Here is an 18,655-nt window from a genome sequence, read left to right as displayed (position 1 = left end):
ATCGGGGCATCGTTTGATCGGTTGACCGGTTCGACGACTAAACGGTTAAACAAACGGACAGAAGTTCATTGACATATTGGGATAAGAAAATACAAAAAGTAGAAAGAACACAGTTGTGGCAGTGATGCCATCAACGAAAAGTACAATAAGCAAAATAAGGGCGTATGGGGGATGCCTAGGCTCTTGCAGGCGAAGAAGGACGTGATAAGCTGCGATAAGCTTCGGGGAGCGGCACACACGCGTTGATCCGGGGATTTCCGAATGGGGCAACCCAATGCATTGAAGATGCATTACCCGATAGGGGGCGAACGCGCTGAACTGAAACATCTAAGTAGGCGCAGGAGAAGAAAACAAAAGTGATTCCGTGAGTAGTGGCGAGCGAAAGCGGATTAGCCCAAACCAGAAATGTTACGGCATGTCTGGGGTTGTAGGACCACGATATTTCATGCAAAGTGAACCGGAAGGACCTGGAAAGGTTCGCCATAGAGGGTGATAGCCCCGTATGGGTAAGCGATGTTATGGATAGTGGTATCCTGAGTAGGGCGGGGCACGTGAAACCCTGTCTGAATCCGGCGGGACCATCCGCCAAGGCTAAATACTCGCAAGAGACCGATAGTGAACCAGTACCGTGAGGGAAAGGTGAAAAGAACCGTGAATAACGGAGTGAAACAGATCCTGAAACCATACGCCTACAAGCGGTCGGAGCCCTTTCGTGGGGTGACGGCGTGCCTTTTGCATAATGAGCCTACGAGTTAACGTTGCCGGCAAGGATAAGCATTTAAGATGTGGATCCGTAGCGAAAGCGAGTCTGAATAGGGCGCTTTAGTCGGTAGTGTTAGACGCGAAACCGTGTGATCTACCCATGGGCAGGATGAAGCTGTGGTAACACACAGTGGAGGTCCGAACCGGTTGACGTTGAAAAGTCTTCGGATGACCTGTGGGTAGGGGTGAAAGGCCAATCAAACTCGGAAATAGCTCGTACTCCCCGAAATGCATTTAGGTGCAGCGCTGGATACAGTTATATAGAGGTAGAGCTACTGATTGGATGCGGGGGCTTCACCGCCTACCAATTCCTGACAAACTCCGAATGCTATATAATGATTACCAGCAGTGAGGGCTTGGGTGCTAAGGTCCAAGTCCGAGAGGGAAAGAACCCAGACCATCAGCTAAGGTCCCAAAATCTACACTAAGTTGAAAGAACGAGGTTTGTCTGCCCAGACAGCTAGGATGTTGGCTTGGAAGCAGCCATTCATTTAAAGAGTGCGTAACAGCTCACTAGTCGAGCGGACGAGCATGGATAATAATCGGGCATAAGTGTAGTACCGAAGCTATGGATAGAATTTATTCTGTGGTAGGGGAGCATTCCAGCGGGGCTGAAGGTGTGGCGTGAGCCATGCTGGACCTTCTGGAAAAGAAAATGTAGGCATAAGTAACGATAATGCGGGCGAGAAACCCGCACACCGAAAGACTAAGGTTTCCTCAGCTATGCTAATCAGCTGAGGGTTAGTCGGGTCCTAAGGCGCACCCGAAAGGGGAAGTCGATGGCCAACGGGTTAATATTCCCGTACTTGTATCAGTTGTGATGGGGTGACGGAGTGATGAAAGTACCGCGAACTGACGGAATAGTTCGTTGAAGCACCTAGCTATATTCCTTATAGGCAAATCCGTAGGGAATGGTGAAATGCGATAGTACACGGAGTCTTCGGACAAAGTGATAGTGTACCTAAGGGCTTCCAAGAAAAACCTCTAAACTTAGATTGATACAACCCGTACCGTAAACCGACACAGGTAGTCGAGGAGAGAATCCTAAGGTGCTCGAGAGATTCATGGCTAAGGAATTAGGCAAAATAGACCTGTAACTTCGGGAGAAAGGTCGCCAGCGCAAGCTGGCCGCAGTGAAGAGGTCCAGGCGACTGTTTATCAAAAACACAGGGCTCTGCAAAATCGTAAGATGAAGTATAGGGCCTGACACCTGCCCGGTGCTGGAAGGTTAAGAGGAGATGTTATCTTCGGAGAAGCATTGAATTGAAGCCCCAGTAAACGGCGGCCGTAACTATAACGGTCCTAAGGTAGCGAAATTCCTTGTCGGGTAAGTTCCGACCTGCACGAATGGTGTAACGATCTGGACACTGTCTCAGCCATGAGCTCGGTGAAATTGTAGTAACGGTGAAGATGCCGTTTACCCGCAGTGGGACGAAAAGACCCTGTGCACCTTTACTATAGCTTAGTATTGACTTTGGATAAGTGATGTGTAGGATAGGTGGGAGACTTCGATCCGGCGTCGCCAGGCGTCGGTTAGTCATTGTTGAAATACCACCCTTTGCTTATCTGAAGCCTAACCCCGTACTGCGGGGGACATTGCTTGGTGGGTAGTTTGACTGGGGTGGTCGCCTCCAAAAGAGTAACGGAGGCTTCTAAAGGTTCCCTCAGCACGCTTGGTAACCGTGCGTAGAGTGCAATGGCATAAGGGAGCTTGACTGAGAGACATACAGGTCGATCAGGTACGAAAGTAGAGCATAGTGATCCGGTGGTTCCGCATGGAAGGGCCATCGCTCAAAGGATAAAAGGTACGCCGGGGATAACAGGCTGATCTCCCCCAAGAGCTCATATCGACGGGGGGGTTTGGCACCTCGATGTCGGCTCGTCACATCCTGGGGCTGGAGAAGGTCCCAAGGGTTGGGCTGTTCGCCCATTAAAGTGGCACGCGAGCTGGGTTCAGAACGTCGTGAGACAGTTCGGTCTCTATCTACTGCGGGCGTTAGAAATTTGAGTGGATCTGATTCTAGTACGAGAGGACCGAATTGGACCGACCGCTGGTGTATCTGTTGTCCCGCCAGGGGCACCGCAGAGTAGCTACGTCGGGAAGGGATAAGCGCTGAAAGCATATAAGCGCGAAACCCACCACAAGATGAGATTTCTTTTAAGGGTCGTGGGAGATGACCACGTCGATAGGCTACAGGTGTAAAGGCAGTAATGTCATAGCCGAGTAGTACTAATAACCCGTAAGCTTATGTACGCGCACCCGGGCCGCAAGGCCCGGGGCAAACTTTCTAAAACCAAAGTATATTCTTTATCCCAGTGTGTCAACAATATAATGTGATCGAAATCCGATCGCGTAACGGCCTAAGGTGGTTATTGCGGCGGGGCTCACCTCTTCCCATCCCGAACAGAGAAGTTAAGCCCGCCTGCGCAGATGGTACTGCAATCCTGTGGGAGAGTATGTCGCCGCCTTTCTTTTGTGAAGCCCAGCTTTTTAGCTGGGCTTTATTTTTTTATAGGTGCGGCGCGATTCGGGCTACGCCCTCGGGTCGCCGCCTTTCTTAAAGAAACCCTTCATCTTCGATGAGGGGTTTTTTGTTTTTGTTCCGGGGGGGCATGATGAATGCCGATCAACGAATGTTGAATGATGAGCTGCCGTTCGCGTGAGGGATGGAAGCGGCATCCTTTTATGGAGCGCAGCGAATAAAAGATACAGCGGACAGCCCGACGGCGCGCAACCAAATTTAATTCTTAGCAGCTAACTTCAAGCGCCGGCACGCCCAACAAAAGGTCGAAATGATTTGAAAGGCTTTATTTTAGTTTGAATCGTAGAAATTCAGAAACGATTTAAGAAAACAAATTCGGTTGGGGCTGGCCAATAAACGGGAATTGCTCGACAATGTGCGCATATTGTTTGGTTTCATTGTCAAATTGGCGCAATGTCAATCCACCGCAAAGGAACTCAAAATGAATCGGTTTGTTGCCAAACAAACGCTTGGCTTGTTCCAATTGCCCGTCTTTAAGGCTCCGGGCCACCGACATGTGCGCATGTGCTTGTGGTTTTTCTTGGATGAAGCGTGCAAACCTGGTGATGATTTCGTTCAAATAACGCATAGAGACAGCATTGGGAGCGATAAAAAAAGTGCGTGGCGGGAAGGTGTCAAAATGATCAAAGGTGACCTTTTCCGGAATGATGGCTTCACAAAACCGGTGGATGTTTTTTTTCCAGAGGAACAGTTCGTCTGGCGTGGCGTCAAAATTAAAAACGGTAACATGTGCCTGTGCATTGGCACTCCCGAACCAACCGATTTCTTCCTTGAGTCTTTTCTTTAAGGCCGCTACATCATCAATGATGTGCTGTGGCGGACGGATGACCAAAGAATATTCGGGAATATGAACCATAGTTGCTATTAAATTGGTGTGATTGAGGATCGAGGCCAAAGGGCGAACCGGCGAAGCAAAAGATAGGACGGTACATAAAATTAGGCCAAATATAAGCACAATCTGGAAACGCCGGCATGGTCAAAGTAGCAAATCTATACTGCGATTTCTAGCGCGTGTACGCAAAATATTTTTTTCTATCCGTGAATACGGCAGTATTCGCAATGTGTTTTCATGACGCACTGCTCGTGTTTGGGATTGGTCGGGCGGCAGGTTTCTCGACCCAAAAATGAAATGGCCATTCCGGTTTCACCCCAGAGTTCACGCGGGATGACAGCCATCATGTCTTTTTCCATCTTGTCACCGGTTTTGGCGTGTGAAATGCCCAGGCGGTCCACGACGCGCAGCACATGCAGATCGACCATGATGCCTTCGGCCGGGACTTCGGCTTCGCGCATGATGACATTGGCCGATTTCCTGCCGACGCCTTTGAGTGCGGTCAAATCCTTCATCGTGCTCGGGATGTTTTTGTCGTCCTTGAGCTCGCGTGCAATCCCGATGAGCCAATCGGCTTTCTTATCGAAACCACGCACTTTGCCGACAAAGGGTTCGAGCTCGTCCTTCTCGGCTTTGGCCAACGTTTTGAGGTTCGGGAATTTTTCGAAAAGGGCAGGGGCGAGCTTATTGATGTGCGCGTCCGAATCCTGCGCCGACAAAACGACCATGACCATCAATTGATATACATTGTGGTAATCGAGCGGATGCTTCTTGTTTTTGTATTGGGCGATAAGCGGCTCCAGTGCCGCGCCCCAGTCGGTAGTTGCCATAAATAAATCCATTTGATTAAAATTAGCAAAATTACCGCTCGGACTGATTCTAAATTACCCCTTTAGATCGATCGAAAGCGAGTTGACGCAGTAGCGCACACCGGTTTGGGTCGGTCCGTCATCGAACACATGACCGAGGTGACTGCCGCAATTCGCGCACAAAATCTCGGTGCGGATCATGCCGTGCGAAGTATCGCGGATGTATTCTACTTTGCCCGGAATCGATTCGTCGAATGACGGCCAGCCGCAACTCGAATTGAATTTGGAATCGCTTTTCGAACAAAGGCTCGCCGCACGCACCGCATATATAAGTGCCCTTGTCAAAGGTTAGGTTGTATTTTCCGGAATGCGGGAATTCGGTGCCTTTTTGACGCAGGATGCGGTAACGTTCCAATCCGAGTTCTTCTTTCCATTGTTCTTCTGATTTGTTGACTGGATATTCCATGGGTAAAATTTTAAGCGTTGATGAATTCGAGCGATTGCCGGATGACTTCAGGATCGCCCAATATTTTGCGGTGGCCGAGCTTTTTGGTCAGCATCAGTTGGCCATTTTTGAGGTTTTTATGAATGTTGATGGCACAATAAACAGGCACTTCCGCATCATCATGGTCGTGGATCACCAACACCGGGATGTCAATCACCTGAGCCGAAAGTGAAGCGGAAAACTCGGCCATCGTCTTGTTGTATTTGTGTTCGAAATAGTCGCGCATAAGGTCGCTGATTTCAGGTTGGAGTTCCATCTTGAAGACAAAATCATCAAAGATGTCCTTGATGATGTCGCCACTGCCGATGATAACCAAATGCTTGGCTTTCAATCCCAAACGCATGGCATTGAGCAAAGACATACCGCCCAAAGAATGGCCGATTGCCGCTTCAAATGGGCCGTATTGTTTTTCGATTTCAAGAATCGAGGCAATAAATTCGGGCATCAGCGTCGTTTTTCCAGGTGATTTTCCATGTGCGGGTGCATCGAAACTCACGACCGAAAATCCCGTTTCGACCAGTGCGTCGGCAAATTTGACGAGTTGTGTACCGCGCCCGGACCATCCGTGGACGAGCAATATTTTTTTGGGTCCGTCGCCCAAACGATAAACGACAATGTCTTTGCCGATTTCGGGAACATGCAATTTTTCCTGGACGCTGTGGCGGTCCATTTCAAATTCGCGCTTCGGGATTTTGTGTTTGATCGGGGAAGTGAACAAGCGGGCGGCAAATCGCACGATCCATTTGGTCGAAATAAACGCTATAAGTTTAGCAGTCAGGATGATTATCCTCGGAATTTTCAAGGATTGCGCTTGGTTCTTGGCTTTTTTTGACATTCCGCTAAAATTTACGGCAAGTTACCATTTTATGCTTTTTTATGTTAAATTGGGAATCATAAATAAAACTTAAATCATTCCAAAACGCTCGATCGAATGGACGAAAACACTCCGCACCACAGTCTACGCAAAGTTTTGGGTTTGGCCTTTGGTTTGGCAGTTGTGGTCGGGAGCACCATCGGTGTCGGCATTTTGCGCGCGCCGGGCAGTATCGCCGCCTTGACCCCCGATGCCGGACTCATTTTGGGCTGTTGGATTTTGATGGCATTTTACATCGTGCTTTCGGCCAGTTCCTATGCCGAACTCACGACCATGATGCCCAAGGCCGGTGGCGCTTACAATTACATCAAACGCGCCTTCGGAAATTATGCCGGATTCCTCAACGGTTGGTTTGATTTCCTGACCAATGCCATCGCGCCGGCCTACTTCTGCATCGTCTTGGGAGAATATTGCCTGTTGGTTTTTCCTCAATTTGCGGGGCATGAGAAAATAATTGCATTGGGCTTCCTGACCTTTTTCACGGCGATTCACCTTCCCGGGATCAAGGCCGGAAGTGCGGTACAGAAAACCACCAGTGCCATCAAGATCGTATTGTTTCTCGTGCTGATTGTCGGTTGTTTTCTGGCCCAACCCCTATCGGCCGATGCCGTACAAGTGACGGGACAAATGCTCGCCGGTGGCGGTATCATCGCTTTCTTCAAGGCAGTACAACTCATCAGCGGTGCCTATGACGGTTGGATGTCGGTTTCTTTTTTCGCCGAAGAAGACAGCGACCCGGCCAGGAACATCCCAAGATCTTACCTGTTGGGGGCAGCCACGATCGGCGTCCTGTATGTGCTAATCAATGCGGCCGTACTTTACATTCTTCCGGTTGAAGCCATCGCCAGATCACCTTTGGCCGCTTCGGAGGCAGCCACTGCCGCCTTTGGAAGTTGGAGTGGGACGTTCATGACTGCCGTGGCCATCTTTTCTTTGGTCAGCATCCTCAATGCCTACATGTTGATTCCTTCGCGCATCATGTTCGGGCTCAGCCGCGATGGTTTTTTTGCGCGCCAGTTCATGGCCGTCAACCGGGGCGGAACGCCTTATCGCGCCTTGTTGCTGTGCTACGCATTTGCCTTTGTGCTGATTTGCATCAGTTCATTCGAAACCTTGTTCGCCATTTCGGTATTCATGATGACCATCGTTACCGGATTTGCCTTTGCCTCACTGATCCGTTTGCGCTACAAAGAACCCGATTTGCCACGTCCGTATAAGGCTTTTGCCTATCCGTTCTCCACTTGGTTGGCTTTGGTGGTGACCTTTATCTTGTTCATCGGATTTGCAGTCAGTGACCAGTTGAGCCTGTTCATTGTACTGGTTTTCACCGTTGTTTCGTTTGCCGGATACAAGCTTTTGGTCAAACCGGATAATAGTGATACTTTTGATTAGGAGCTTGTTCCCGCTTTCGCCTTTATCTTTTGTTGCGTAAACTACACAAAAGGATACCGGCTTAATCGGGGCTAGGACCAGCCGAAACAACAACCAATCTCATCAAACAACACCATGAACGCCATTCAGTCCCACACACTTTTCACCGATTTCGACATCGACCTGTTCAAGGCAGGGAAGCATTTCCGTCTGTATGAAAAACTCGGCGCGCATTTGATTGAAGTCGACGGCATCAAAGGAACCTACTTTGCAGTCTGGGCGCCCGCAGCGCATACCGTTTCGGTCATCGGGGATTTCAACCATTGGAACGAAAATACGCACCAACTTTTCCCGCGTTGGGACAGCTCAGGAATCTGGGAAGGCTTTGTGCCGGATGTAGGGAAAGGGGCCATTTACAAATACAAAATCCATTCGACCAACAAGAACATCGTCACCGAAAAAGCCGATCCGTTTGCCTTGTATTGCGAACATCCGCCACAAACGGCATCAATCGTCTGGGAACTTGGTTACAAATGGAAAGACACCCAATGGATGAAATCGCGAAAGGAAACCAATGCGCTGAACCAACCGTTTTCGGTCTATGAGGTACATTTGGGTTCCTGGAAGTTGAACAAAGAAGGTCAATTCCTGACTTACCTCGAACTCGCCGACGAACTCGTGGCTTATGTCCAACAAACCGGGTTTACCCATGTCGAATTCATGCCCATCATGGAATATCCATACGATCCTTCCTGGGGTTACCAATTGGTGGGCTATTTTGCGCCCACGGCGCGATTCGGGAAGCCACAGGATTTCATGGTGCTCATCGATAAACTGCACCAGGCCGGGATTGGCGTGATCCTCGATTGGGTGCCTTCTCATTTCCCGGAAGACGGTCACGGTTTGGGGTATTTCGACGGCTCGAATGTGTACGAACATCCCGACCGGCGCAAAGGCTATCATCCGGATTGGAAAAGCCTGGTTTTCAATTACGGCCGCAATGAAGTGCGATCGTTCCTGATCAGCAATGCCTTTTTCTGGCTCCAGCATTACCATGCCGATGGTTTGCGTGTCGATGCAGTGGCCTCGATGCTGTACCTCGATTATTCACGCAACGAAGGCGAATGGGAACCGAATGAATTCGGCGGACGCGAAAACCTCGATACCATCAGTTTCCTCAAAGATTTCAACGAGGCGGTTTACAGTACCTTCGAGGGTGTGCAGACCATTGCCGAGGAAAGCACCTCTTTCCCGATGGTTTCCAAACCGACCTATGTGGGCGGCCTCGGTTTCGGGATGAAATGGATGATGGGCTGGATGCACGATACGCTGCAATACTTCAAGCGCGAACCCATTTACCGCAAGTACCACCAGAACGACCTAACTTTTTCAATGACGTATGCCTACAGCGAAAATTTTATGCTGCCGTTGTCGCACGATGAAGTGGTGCACGGCAAAGCCTCTATAGCCGGACGGATGCCGGGAGACGAGTGGCAACGCTTTGCCAATCTGCGGTTGTTGTACGGCTACATGTTTGCGCATCCGGGAACCAAATTGTTGTTCATGGGATCCGAATTTGGCCAAAGCCGCGAATGGAATTTCGCCGGCAGCCTCGACTGGGATTTGCTGCAATACGATTTCCACAGCGGGGTTCAAAAATTGATCACCGATTTGAACCAATTGTACCGAAGCCATCCCGCCTTTTACGAAAAGCAGTTCAGTCCCGAAGGTTTTGAATGGATCAATTATTCAGACCACCAGAATGCTGTGATTTCGTTTATCCGAAAAGGGGAGAACCCCAAAGAAAATGTAGTGGTGGTTTGTAATTTTACGCCGGTTGTACGTGAAGACTATCGCATCGGCCTGCCCCATAAAGGAAAACTGACCCAAATTTTCAACAGCGATGACAAGCAATACGGTGGAAGTGGCGTGACCTATGCCAAGCCCCTAAAAATTGACAAAAAAGCTTGGGACGGGCGTGAATTTTCGGCAGGGCTGACTTTACCGCCTTTGGGAATTGTGGTATTTAAAATGTAATCGAATCGATTAAAATCCGGAATCGGGATAAAAATCGTAGGAGTCTTTAAATGTTTCTGTATCAGTGTTTGGAAAATTGTTTTCCTGCGTCGATTGTGTTTCAAGGGTTTCTTCAATCGGTTCTTCGATCATCATCCAAAATCCTTTTGCTGTGTTGTTGGTTTCCATGGCTTTATGTTTTTAGATTGGGTTTGCTAAAGTTATCAAGTCTGGCATTCCGTACCTTATTAAGTCGATACAAAACCAAAATTTCGGTTGAAACGACTGATTCTGTGTTTAAACACCATCTATTTGCAAAATTAAGTTTTGGAGCGTGAATGTATATTTTCATCTTATTTGACTATATGATGTTAATATTTAAAGTGTTAGCAAATAAATTACGGTTATTCACTATCTTGTAAAGCTGTTGTGTTGCGAACAGTCTTTTTTACTTTCCACATTTCGGCATTCACATAAAATTCCAGACGATATGAAAAAGATCTACACTTTGTGCATCATCGCCTTTGCCGTTTTGCATGCTAAGGCGCAAGTGGGAAGCTATTCCTTTTCCGCTACGCAAGCCACCTACGAACCGCTGGTCAACGAAACAATATTGGCCACTGCCACGAATAACGGTAGCGGGTCGATTGACAACCAGGTTTTTCATCTTCCAGACGGAACCCTACCGTTTCCGTTTATTTACGATGGAATTTCGGGGTATACCGGACTGTATGTGAGTTCGAATGGCTTCATCACCTTCGGTTCGGCTCCTTCGTCTACAACGTTTTTTCCGTTGAGCAGCAACGAAAGTTTTATCGGAGCCATTTCAGTAATGGGGATGCATGCCAATGGCTTGTACAATATCGGAGGGCATTTCGGACAAATTAGTTATGGGATGAGCAACAGGGACGGCCTTGCTGAATTTGTCATTCAATGGAAAAATTTCCAACCGTATAATTCGGGAATTCCATCTTCCTATTATGAGATGAGTATGCAAATTCGTTTGGCAATTGATGGAAAAATACGCCTGCACTATAAAACGAGAGTCTGGGGATCGCCCGGCGGGTATTCCACCGAAGTGGGACTCAGAGGCCCCAATAATTCATTTCCATTACATGTAAAAAATCTTAAAGCTGTTGGGTCAGGTGGATTGTCATGGTTTAATTCCGTACCGGGAACGGCAAATGATACCAATAGTGGATTAAATTCAGCCAGTTATCCCAATTGCGAATTTATATTTACGCCAACCGAAACGACCCGTTGCATGACACCAAGGCCAATTATAGAACGTCTTACCGCTACTACTGCAAGAGTGAGTTGGATTAGGGCTGGAAATTCCATTGTTGAATGGGGTGAAATACCTTGCTCCGCTGGGACAGGCGCTTGGCCAGGTACTTGTGGCAATATTCTGCCGCCAGGACCATCTCCACAAATTATTACGGGATTGGTTCCAGGTGTGCTATATGGTTTGGCGGTCCGCCAAGATTGTACAGTCAACCTCTCAGGCTATAGTAACAATAATGGACCCGGATATCGAAATGTGCCCGTTTGCCCCAGCGGTTCCGACAATGGCTCAGTTATCATCCCAAGCCTACCTTACATCGCCGCCGAACAAACCACCTGCGGATCAGAAAACGCCGTCACAGCCCAAGTCGTGCAGGCAGTTGGAGGGAATCCGGCCTATTATGCAGGTGAAGACAAAACCTATATATTTACGCCAACTGTAAACGGCGTGCATAAAATTACATTGCATTCCACTACGAATACCAATACCAATACTGGAATGGTGCTGTACCAAGGTTGTCCGTTTACGGCAGGCAGTATGGTGGTTGGGTTTGTCCAGGAGGCCACAGGAAATACAAGAACACTTTTACCGATGCTGGCCAGCGGGGTGACTTATTATCTGGTCGTGGACAATCTTCCGGCGCCCAACTGTATCGCAGCTTTCAACCTAAATATCGACTTGCCCGATCCGCCGGTAGTAACCACTTTATTGCCAGGTTCCTGCGGTGCAACACTGGCTTCAATTGGCTCGCTGATTGGTATTCAAACCATAGGAGGCCATCCAATTACGGGCTACCGGATTCGATTGACCAACGGTTCACAGGTGCAGGTCATTGAAAAAACAGTTCCGCATTTTACGATTCCACAATTTCCCTCCTATGAGTACGCAACTACTTATACCGTCGAAATCCAATTGCAAAGGGCCGGGGTTTGGCAAACCGCTTGGGGCGCACCTTGTTTGGTGTCTACACCCGCAATTTTGGAAGAAGGCGGAGCAGCAAGCATAGCGCCGTCACAGTGCGGCATTACCTTGACAAAAATCAACACGCTTATTGCGACCACAAGCATCGCCGGCGTAACGGGATATCGTTTTCGGATCACCAACCTGACCGATCCGCTTTCGCCATTGGCTGTACAACAAATCGACCGCACACAGAATTGGTTCAGCTTCCCAATGCTTGCCCGTTACAACTATGGAACGACTTACCGGATTGAGGTTGCCGTGAAGACTACCGGTACTTATGGTGGTTTCGGTTCGCCTTGCGAGGTATCGTCTCCCACTGTGCCTTCTCTGATAAATTGTGGCGCATCGGTTTCTTTGGGAACAACTCCGGTGGCAGCTACAAGTGTGCCGGGCGCTACGCAATATCGTTTCCAGATCACCCGTGATTCCGACAATGTTTCGGCTACAATCGATACGAACCACAACTGGTTTATTTTCAATTCGCTTCCGGCTTCTGCATTCTCTGCAGGTTCATTGTATCGTGTTCGCGTTGCGGTGCTCACCACCGGAAATTGGTCGCCTTTGGGGACAGTTGTGCGGTTACGTCACCAGGTGGAACGGCAAGGGTTCAACAAAAAAACACCAGCCAAGAAATTATTCCTGAATTTAAGGTTAGTGTTTTTCCCAATCCATTCACGGATGGATTTCAGATCGTGATTGACGATCCCGGTGAAGCGGAATTGGAATGGTCGGTCTATGATATGTTCGGCAGGAAAATGACGACGGCTACGGTCGAATTGACAGCATTGGATCAAATGAGGATTGGAGCAGACTATCCTGCGGGAATCTATAATGTTATTGTCAAGCAAGGGAATCAGACACGAGTTGTGCGTATGATCAAAAGATAAAGCAGCATTGTTAACGATATCGTTTTCGTGAAAAACCACCAATTTCGTTTCGGGTGACGGTCGAATTTTGTATGTTTGAAATCGTCGGAAAGTAAGTTCCATTACACACAAATACTATGATTACAAACACCGAACTCGAATACAAAGGCGATCTTTTCCCTTCCAAAATAATCACTTTCAACAAAGACGGCGACTCCGTTTATTTCCAGACTGACAATAATGTCATCCTTAAATTGACCGTACTGCGCGATAGCCTCATCCGGTTTCGATACACGACCAAAGGCTATTTCAGCAAGGATTTTTCATATGCAATCGACAAATCACAATCACACGGTTACAATGTGCTCGAAGTAGATGAAGACAAAAGTTTTTACACCATTACCACGAGCAAAGTAATTTGTAAGGTAGGCAAAGCCAATATGCAAATTGTCATCACCGATTTGAATGGCCAGGTCATTTTAGAAGATGAAAAAGGGTTCCATTGGGAGGAAAGCTACCAATTTGGGGGCAATATCGTCAAGATGAGCAAGGCCGCACGCGATGGCGAAAGTTATTACGGTCTCGGCGACAAGGCGTCGCACCTGAACCTCAAGGGCAAACGGCTCGAGAATTGGGCCACCGACCAATATGCATTCCACAAAGACCAGGAACCGTTGTACAAAGTCGTTCCGTTCTACATCGGTTTGCACCATAAGGAGGCGTATGGGATTTTCTTCGACAACACCTTCCGTACTTTTTTTGATTTCTGCCACGAAAGGAGAAGCGTCACGAGTTTCTGGGCCGAGGGTGGCGAAATGAACTATTACTTCATCTACGGCCCGCAAATGGCCGACGTGGTAACGACTTACACGCATTTAACCGGTAAACCCGAAATGCCGCCGTTGTGGGCATTGGGCTATCACCAATGCAAATGGAGTTATTATCCTGAAGCAAAAGTCAAGGAAATCACGGGTAAGTTCCGGGAACTTAGGATTCCATGCGATGCGATTTACCTCGACATCGATTATATGGACGGTTTCCGATGCTTTACCTGGAACAAGGATTATTTTCCCGATCCCAAGAAAATGGTCGCCGAATTGTCCGAGGACGGATTCAAGACCGTGGTCATCATCGATCCCGGAATCAAAATCGATAAAGATTACTGGGTCTACCAACAAGCACTCGAAAAAGATTATTTCTGCAAACGCGCCGATGGCCCGTACATGAAAGGTAAAGTCTGGCCCGGCGAATGCAATTTCCCCGATTATACCAATCCCGCCGTACGCGAATGGTGGGCCGGATTGTTCAAGGAACTCATTTCAGATATTGGCGTCAAGGGTGTATGGAATGACATGAACGAACCCGCCGTGATGGAAGTCCCGGGTAAAACCTTCCCGATGGATGTGCGCCACGACTACGATGGAAACCCATGTTCGCACCGAAAAGCGCACAATATTTACGGCACGCAAATGGCGCGCGCCACCTATGAAGGCGTTAAACAGTTTTCGTATCCGAAACGACCGTTTATCATCACGCGTTCGGCTTATTCCGGCGCACAGCGATATACGTCTTCCTGGACGGGCGACAACGTCGCGTCATGGGAACATTTGTGGATTGCCAACATCCAGATGCAGCGCATGTCGATTTCGGGCATGGGTTTTACCGGTTCGGATATCGGCGGTTTTGCCGAGCAGCCTTCGGGTGAACTGTATGCGCGCTGGATCCAGCTTGGTGTATTCCACCCGTTCTGCAGGACACATTCCTCGGGCGACCACGGCGACCAGGAACCTTGGTCTTTTGATGTGGACGTGATCGACATCACCCGAAAATTTGTAGAACTGCGCTACCAATTGTTGCCGTACCTGTACACGATGTTCTGGGAATACGTCACCGATGGCGTGCCGATGCTCAAGCCGCTCGTGTATTTCGACCAGGAAGATCCGCAGACGCATTACCGCACCGATGAGTTTATTTTCGGCAACCAGATTTTGGTGTGCCCGATCCTCGAACCGAATGCGCAGGGCAGAAGGATGTATCTGCCGACAGGCAATTGGTACAACTACTGGACGGGCGATGTGATTTCAGGGCGCAAGGAACTGTGGGTCAGCACCGATTACGACCAGATCCCGATATTCATCAAAGAAGGCGCAATCATTCCGAAATATCCCGTACAACAATATGTGGGCGAACTCGAATTCGACGAGATCACGCTCGATGTCTATTTCAAACAGGGCAAGGAAACCTCGATGCTGTACGAAGATGCACAGGATGGTTACGATTACAACAAAGGCCGTTACAGTTTGTCGACGTTCCGACTCAAGGGAAGCGAGAACAATCTGGTAATCCAGCAATTCAAGGAAGGAAAATATACCGTTCCGTATGCCAAATACAAGGTCAACCTGCTTGCGTTGCCGTTCAAGGTCAAACGCATTTACATTGACAATGAGCGCGCTGAGTTCGAATCGGTCGCTTTCGACGGCAAAACATTGATAATCGATAAAGATTTTACCGAATTACATATCACGGCAGAATAATTTAATTGTAATTTTGCCCAATATGTTAAAATCGAAACGAATGAAATCGCAGATTCACGAATACCAAGAAAACAAATATTTGCGCATGAGTAAAAAACGTATTTTATTGTCAGGAATTGCTTTGGTAGGTTTGGCCTTTGCTTGTTCTACCAACCCGTTTACCGGAAAAAGCACGTTGAATTTTGTATCCAACGACCAACTGTTTCCGTCGGCTTTCCAACAGTACGACCAATTCTTGAAAGAGAACAAAGTCATCACCGGCACGCCCGATGCAAATCGTGTTTCCAATGTCGGCATGAAAATCAAGGCCGCAGCCGAAAAGTGGCTCGCTGCCAACGGACAGGCGGGTTACCTGAACGGCTACCAATGGGAATACAAATTGGTCGACGACAAGGCCGTCAACGCTTGGTGTATGCCGGGCGGAAAAATTGTGGTCTATACCGGAATCCTTCCGATCACCAAGGACGACGCCGGATTGGCAACGGTAATGGGACACGAGGTTTCACACGCCTTGGCCAACCATGGCGCACAGCGTATGAGCGCCTCGCAATTGCAGGCTTTGGGCGCAGTGGGAGTAGCCGTGGCGACCGGTGGACAAAGTGCAGAGAAGCAACAAATGTGGCAGCAATATTACGGTATCGGTTCGAATGTAGGTGTGATGTTGCCGTTTAGCCGAAGCCACGAAAGCGAAGCCGATATGATCGGTTTGACCTTGATGGCGATTGCCGGTTACAATCCGGACCAGGCGGTTTTGTTCTGGGAAAGGATGTCGTCCAAATCGGGCGGGCAGGCACCACCGGAAATGCTCAGCACACACCCGTCGGATGCGACGCGTATTGCGAACATCAAGAGTTTGATTCCGCAGGCGAAGGCTGAGGCGAAGAAATTTGGTGTCGTTTTTAAATAAAAATTTCGGACGTTCGAGGGTTCGCGTTAGGGATTGCAGCAAGGTGCCATGCACCGCGGAAAGCCCGGCCAGGGCCGAGCGTTAAGAAACAGCCCGGAGGACTGTTTTAGCGAGGAGCCAGCAGGTGCGCAGGCTGGTGTGAAAGGCAACGCCCAAAAAATAAAGATCAAAGTCATTCTTTACGGAATGGCTTTTTTTATTAGGATTATTTAATAACATTCAAACATGCGTTTCCAAGCAAAAAATAAATAAATTAGTGACCTCAAAACACAGCTATGGTACCTCTCGAAAAAGGAAGCAAGAAACTACTCAACGCCTGGGCGTTTTACGATTGGGCGAATTCGGTTTATCCGCTCACGATTTCATCGGCGGTTTTCCCGATTTTCTATAAAGCACAATTTTCGCAGGATGTGACGTATTTGCCTGTTTTTGGGACTGAAATCAAAGATACGGCGCTGATCACTTTTGTGACGGCGGCGGCTTTTTTAGTGGTGGCGTTTATTTCGCCTTTCCTTTCCGGTATTGCCGATTACGTGGGCAATAAGAAGAATTTCATGCGGTTCTTTTGTTACCTCGGCGCGTTTTCGTGTATCGGGTTGTATTGGTTCAATATTGAAAATATTTACCCGGGATTGCTGTTTTATTTCCTTGGATTGATTGGGTTTTGGGGCAGTCTGGTGTTTTACAATTCGTATTTGCCCGATATTGCTTTTCCCGAACAACAGGACAAAATCAGTGCGCGCGGTTATTCGTTGGGTTATGTGGGCAGCGTGATTTTATTGATCATCAACCTTGTCATGATTATGGGTGCTGAAACGGGTGCCGATGCGGTCATGGCCATGCGCTATTCATTTATCATGGTGGGCGTGTGGTGGATCGTGTTCAGCCAATACACCTATTATTACCTGCCGAAAGGCAACCAGAATGCCGAGAAAGTCACCAAGGAAGTGTTGTTCAACGGTTTCCGTGAATTGCGCAAAGTCTGGGGATTGTTATCGGAAAACCTGCGTTTGAAACGATATTTATCAGGCTTTTTTGTCTACAGTATGGCGGTGCAGACCGTGATGCTCGTGGCTACTTATTTTGGCGAAGGCGAAATCGAGTGGGCGAGCAAGGAAGAAAGCCAAAAAGGATTGATCGTTTGTATTTTGTTGATTCAATTGGTAGCGGTTTTGGGTGCGGTGCTGACGTCAAGGGCATCGGCTAAATTCGGGAACATTCCGGTTTTGATTGTGATCAATATTTCATGGATTTTGTTTTGCATCTGCGCGTATTTCATCACACAGCCGATTCACTTTTACGTAATGGCTTCTTGGTGCGGACTCGTGATGGGTGGCGTACAGGCGTTGTCGCGTTCGACTTATTCGAAATTCCTGCCCGAAACCGATGACACGGCCTCGTTCTTCAGTTTCTACGATGTCGCCGAAAAAATCGGGATTGTCATCGGGATGTGCGTGTATGGCATCATCGATCAGATCACGGGAAGCCCGAGATTTGCGATTGTATTCCTCGCGTTGTTTTTCCTCATCGGGGTATTGCTGCTGCTCCGGGTCAATAAAAAAGACGCCTTACCGAAGTAAAGCGCCTTTTACCTAACTTAAGCAAAATGTATTTCTAAGCTTTTGAAATGCTTCCCGAACCGGAAACCTTGGTGTCTTTGGTTTTGGGATCGCCTTTGTATTGGATATCGCCCGATCCGCTGACCCTTGCTTCAAGCGCATTGCTGCAAAATACTTTGCAGTCGCCCGATCCGGTCACCGAAGTTTTGACACTTCCGCTCTTGAGGTCATAAGCGGTAAGGTCGCCCGAACCGGTCAGCTCGCAGTTGAAGGTATCGGCTGAACCTTTGAGCACCATATCGCCCGAACCCGTTACATTGGCCTCGATACTTTTGGCATCCACATCGAGGTTGATGTCGCCCGAGCCGGTCAGTGTGGTCTGGAAATGGGTTGCCTTGATTGGGCTTTTGGTCCTTACGTCGCCCGAACCCGCGAGGCTCACCCCTTCGAGGCTTTCGAAAGGCACAGTAACGATAATGCTTTTGCCGTGGCTGGTGCTGAGGCTTTTGCCTTTTTCGGTGGCGATTTTGAGTGTGCCGCCTTCTACGGCGATCGTGATGTGGTCGATCAAGTTCGATTCGCCTTCTACGGTGATGCTGCCTTCTTTTCCTGAGACGAGGTTGACGTCATAGAAACCGGCTACGCTGACTTTGTCGTAAGCCGAAGTGGTTACCGTTTTGGTGGTCACATTGCCATTGCCCTTGATTTTGTTCTGTGCGCAGGCGACCGTTGCAAAAGCAAACAGTCCGATTAAAAAAGTGGTTTTACTCACAATTTTAAAATTGTTTTTTTGGAGTTCGTGAATCTTCGATTTCATGATAATTGATTT

The 18,655-nt window shown here is 48.4% G+C and carries 12 protein-coding genes, 2 rRNA genes and 1 pseudogene; 9 read left to right on the top strand and 6 right to left on the bottom strand.

Translation table 11 applies throughout. The features are described 5' to 3' along the window. Positions 1-143: 143 nt before the first annotated feature. Both QM717_RS17420 and rrf read left to right on the top strand, forming a co-directional pair. Positions 144-3,016: ribosomal RNA gene (locus QM717_RS17420) — 23S ribosomal RNA — on the top strand. A 108-nt stretch (positions 3,017-3,124) separates the two neighbouring features. Next, positions 3,125-3,234 (top strand): 5S ribosomal RNA (gene rrf, locus QM717_RS17415). 372 nt (positions 3,235-3,606) lie between these two features. Here rrf and QM717_RS17410 read toward each other — a convergent pair. The 4 genes and pseudogenes from QM717_RS17410 to QM717_RS17395 all read right to left on the bottom strand — a co-directional run bounded on the left by QM717_RS17410 (position 3,607) and on the right by QM717_RS17395 (position 6,286). Further along, the gene (locus tag QM717_RS17410) at positions 3,607-4,161 is read right to left on the bottom strand and encodes a 2'-5' RNA ligase family protein (protein WP_415039418.1); all 555 of its coding nucleotides are present in this window, start codon (positions 4,159-4,161) and stop codon (positions 3,607-3,609) included. Positions 4,162-4,337: 176 nt separating this feature from the next. Continuing rightward, a complete protein-coding gene (locus QM717_RS17405) occupies positions 4,338-4,967 on the bottom strand; it encodes an endonuclease III domain-containing protein (RefSeq protein WP_415039416.1) in 630 nt (209 codons plus the stop codon). A 54-nt stretch (positions 4,968-5,021) separates the two neighbouring features. After that, positions 5,022-5,412 (bottom strand): annotated as a pseudogene (gene msrB / locus QM717_RS17400) (peptide-methionine (R)-S-oxide reductase MsrB). A gap of 10 nt (positions 5,413-5,422) precedes the next feature. Further along, positions 5,423-6,286, bottom strand: coding sequence for an alpha/beta hydrolase (locus QM717_RS17395; protein ID WP_415039414.1), 864 nt, complete (start codon positions 6,284-6,286; stop codon positions 5,423-5,425). 96 nt (positions 6,287-6,382) lie between these two features. On the opposite strand from QM717_RS17395, the gene QM717_RS17390 reads away from it, so the two are divergent. After that, a complete protein-coding gene (locus QM717_RS17390) occupies positions 6,383-7,717 on the top strand; it encodes an APC family permease (RefSeq protein ID WP_415039412.1) in 1,335 nt (444 codons plus the stop codon). 114 nt (positions 7,718-7,831) lie between these two features. Then, complete coding sequence (glgB, locus tag QM717_RS17385) at positions 7,832-9,733, top strand: 1,4-alpha-glucan branching protein GlgB (RefSeq protein ID WP_415039410.1); 1,902 nt, start codon at positions 7,832-7,834, stop codon at positions 9,731-9,733. 9 nt (positions 9,734-9,742) lie between these two features. Here glgB and QM717_RS17380 read toward each other — a convergent pair whose 3' ends face one another. Continuing rightward, entirely contained in the window at positions 9,743-9,901 is a 159-nt protein-coding gene (locus QM717_RS17380; protein WP_415039408.1) for a hypothetical protein, read from the bottom strand. A gap of 301 nt (positions 9,902-10,202) precedes the next feature. Between QM717_RS17380 and QM717_RS17375 the strand changes: the two genes are divergently transcribed. From QM717_RS17375 to QM717_RS17355, 5 genes are all read left to right on the top strand, one after another. Next, on the top strand, positions 10,203-12,656 hold the full coding sequence (locus QM717_RS17375; RefSeq protein ID WP_415039407.1) for a hypothetical protein: 2,454 nt from the start codon (positions 10,203-10,205) through the stop codon (positions 12,654-12,656). Beyond that, complete coding sequence (locus tag QM717_RS17370; protein WP_415039405.1) at positions 12,653-12,847, top strand: T9SS type A sorting domain-containing protein; 195 nt, start codon at positions 12,653-12,655, stop codon at positions 12,845-12,847. Before QM717_RS17375 ends, QM717_RS17370 begins: the two co-directional genes overlap by 4 nt. A gap of 116 nt (positions 12,848-12,963) precedes the next feature. Next, positions 12,964-15,360, top strand: a complete 2,397-nt coding sequence (locus QM717_RS17365) for a glycoside hydrolase family 31 protein (protein ID WP_415039403.1) — start codon at positions 12,964-12,966, stop codon at positions 15,358-15,360. Between the two features lie 85 nt (positions 15,361-15,445). Next, positions 15,446-16,267, top strand: coding sequence for a M48 family metallopeptidase (locus QM717_RS17360; RefSeq protein WP_415040164.1), 822 nt, complete (start codon positions 15,446-15,448; stop codon positions 16,265-16,267). A gap of 275 nt (positions 16,268-16,542) precedes the next feature. After that, positions 16,543-17,847 carry an MFS transporter gene (locus tag QM717_RS17355; protein WP_415039401.1) on the top strand — a complete coding sequence of 435 codons (1,305 nt, stop codon included), beginning with the start codon at positions 16,543-16,545 and terminating at the stop codon, positions 17,845-17,847. Between the two features lie 34 nt (positions 17,848-17,881). Here the strand turns inward: QM717_RS17355 and QM717_RS17350 are convergent, their stop codons facing one another. Further along, the gene (locus tag QM717_RS17350; RefSeq protein WP_415039399.1) at positions 17,882-18,643 is read right to left on the bottom strand and encodes a head GIN domain-containing protein; all 762 of its coding nucleotides are present in this window, start codon (positions 18,641-18,643) and stop codon (positions 17,882-17,884) included. Between the last annotated feature and the right edge of the window lie 12 nt (positions 18,644-18,655).

The organism is Flavobacterium sp. (assembly GCF_047602195.1).
Lineage (GTDB): Bacteria > Bacteroidota > Bacteroidia > Flavobacteriales > Flavobacteriaceae > Flavobacterium.
The sequence above is the reverse complement of the archived record's forward strand: the minus strand, read 5'-3'. Positions and strand labels throughout refer to the sequence as shown.

Coding starts and splice junctions, on each gene's coding strand:
- QM717_RS17410 (WP_415039418.1), bottom strand. CDS start 4,161: ATGGTTCATATTCCCGAATATTCTTTGGTCATCCGTCCGCCACAGCAC.
- QM717_RS17360 (WP_415040164.1), top strand. CDS start 15,446: ATGAGTAAAAAACGTATTTTATTGTCAGGAATTGCTTTGGTAGGTTTG.
- QM717_RS17375 (WP_415039407.1), top strand. CDS start 10,203: ATGAAAAAGATCTACACTTTGTGCATCATCGCCTTTGCCGTTTTGCAT.
- QM717_RS17390 (WP_415039412.1), top strand. CDS start 6,383: ATGGACGAAAACACTCCGCACCACAGTCTACGCAAAGTTTTGGGTTTG.
- glgB (WP_415039410.1), top strand. CDS start 7,832: ATGAACGCCATTCAGTCCCACACACTTTTCACCGATTTCGACATCGAC.
- QM717_RS17380 (WP_415039408.1), bottom strand. CDS start 9,901: ATGGAAACCAACAACACAGCAAAAGGATTTTGGATGATGATCGAAGAA.
- QM717_RS17350 (WP_415039399.1), bottom strand. CDS start 18,643: ATGAAATCGAAGATTCACGAACTCCAAAAAAACAATTTTAAAATTGTG.
- QM717_RS17355 (WP_415039401.1), top strand. CDS start 16,543: ATGGTACCTCTCGAAAAAGGAAGCAAGAAACTACTCAACGCCTGGGCG.
- QM717_RS17405 (WP_415039416.1), bottom strand. CDS start 4,967: ATGGCAACTACCGACTGGGGCGCGGCACTGGAGCCGCTTATCGCCCAA.
- QM717_RS17365 (WP_415039403.1), top strand. CDS start 12,964: ATGATTACAAACACCGAACTCGAATACAAAGGCGATCTTTTCCCTTCC.
- QM717_RS17395 (WP_415039414.1), bottom strand. CDS start 6,286: ATGTCAAAAAAAGCCAAGAACCAAGCGCAATCCTTGAAAATTCCGAGG.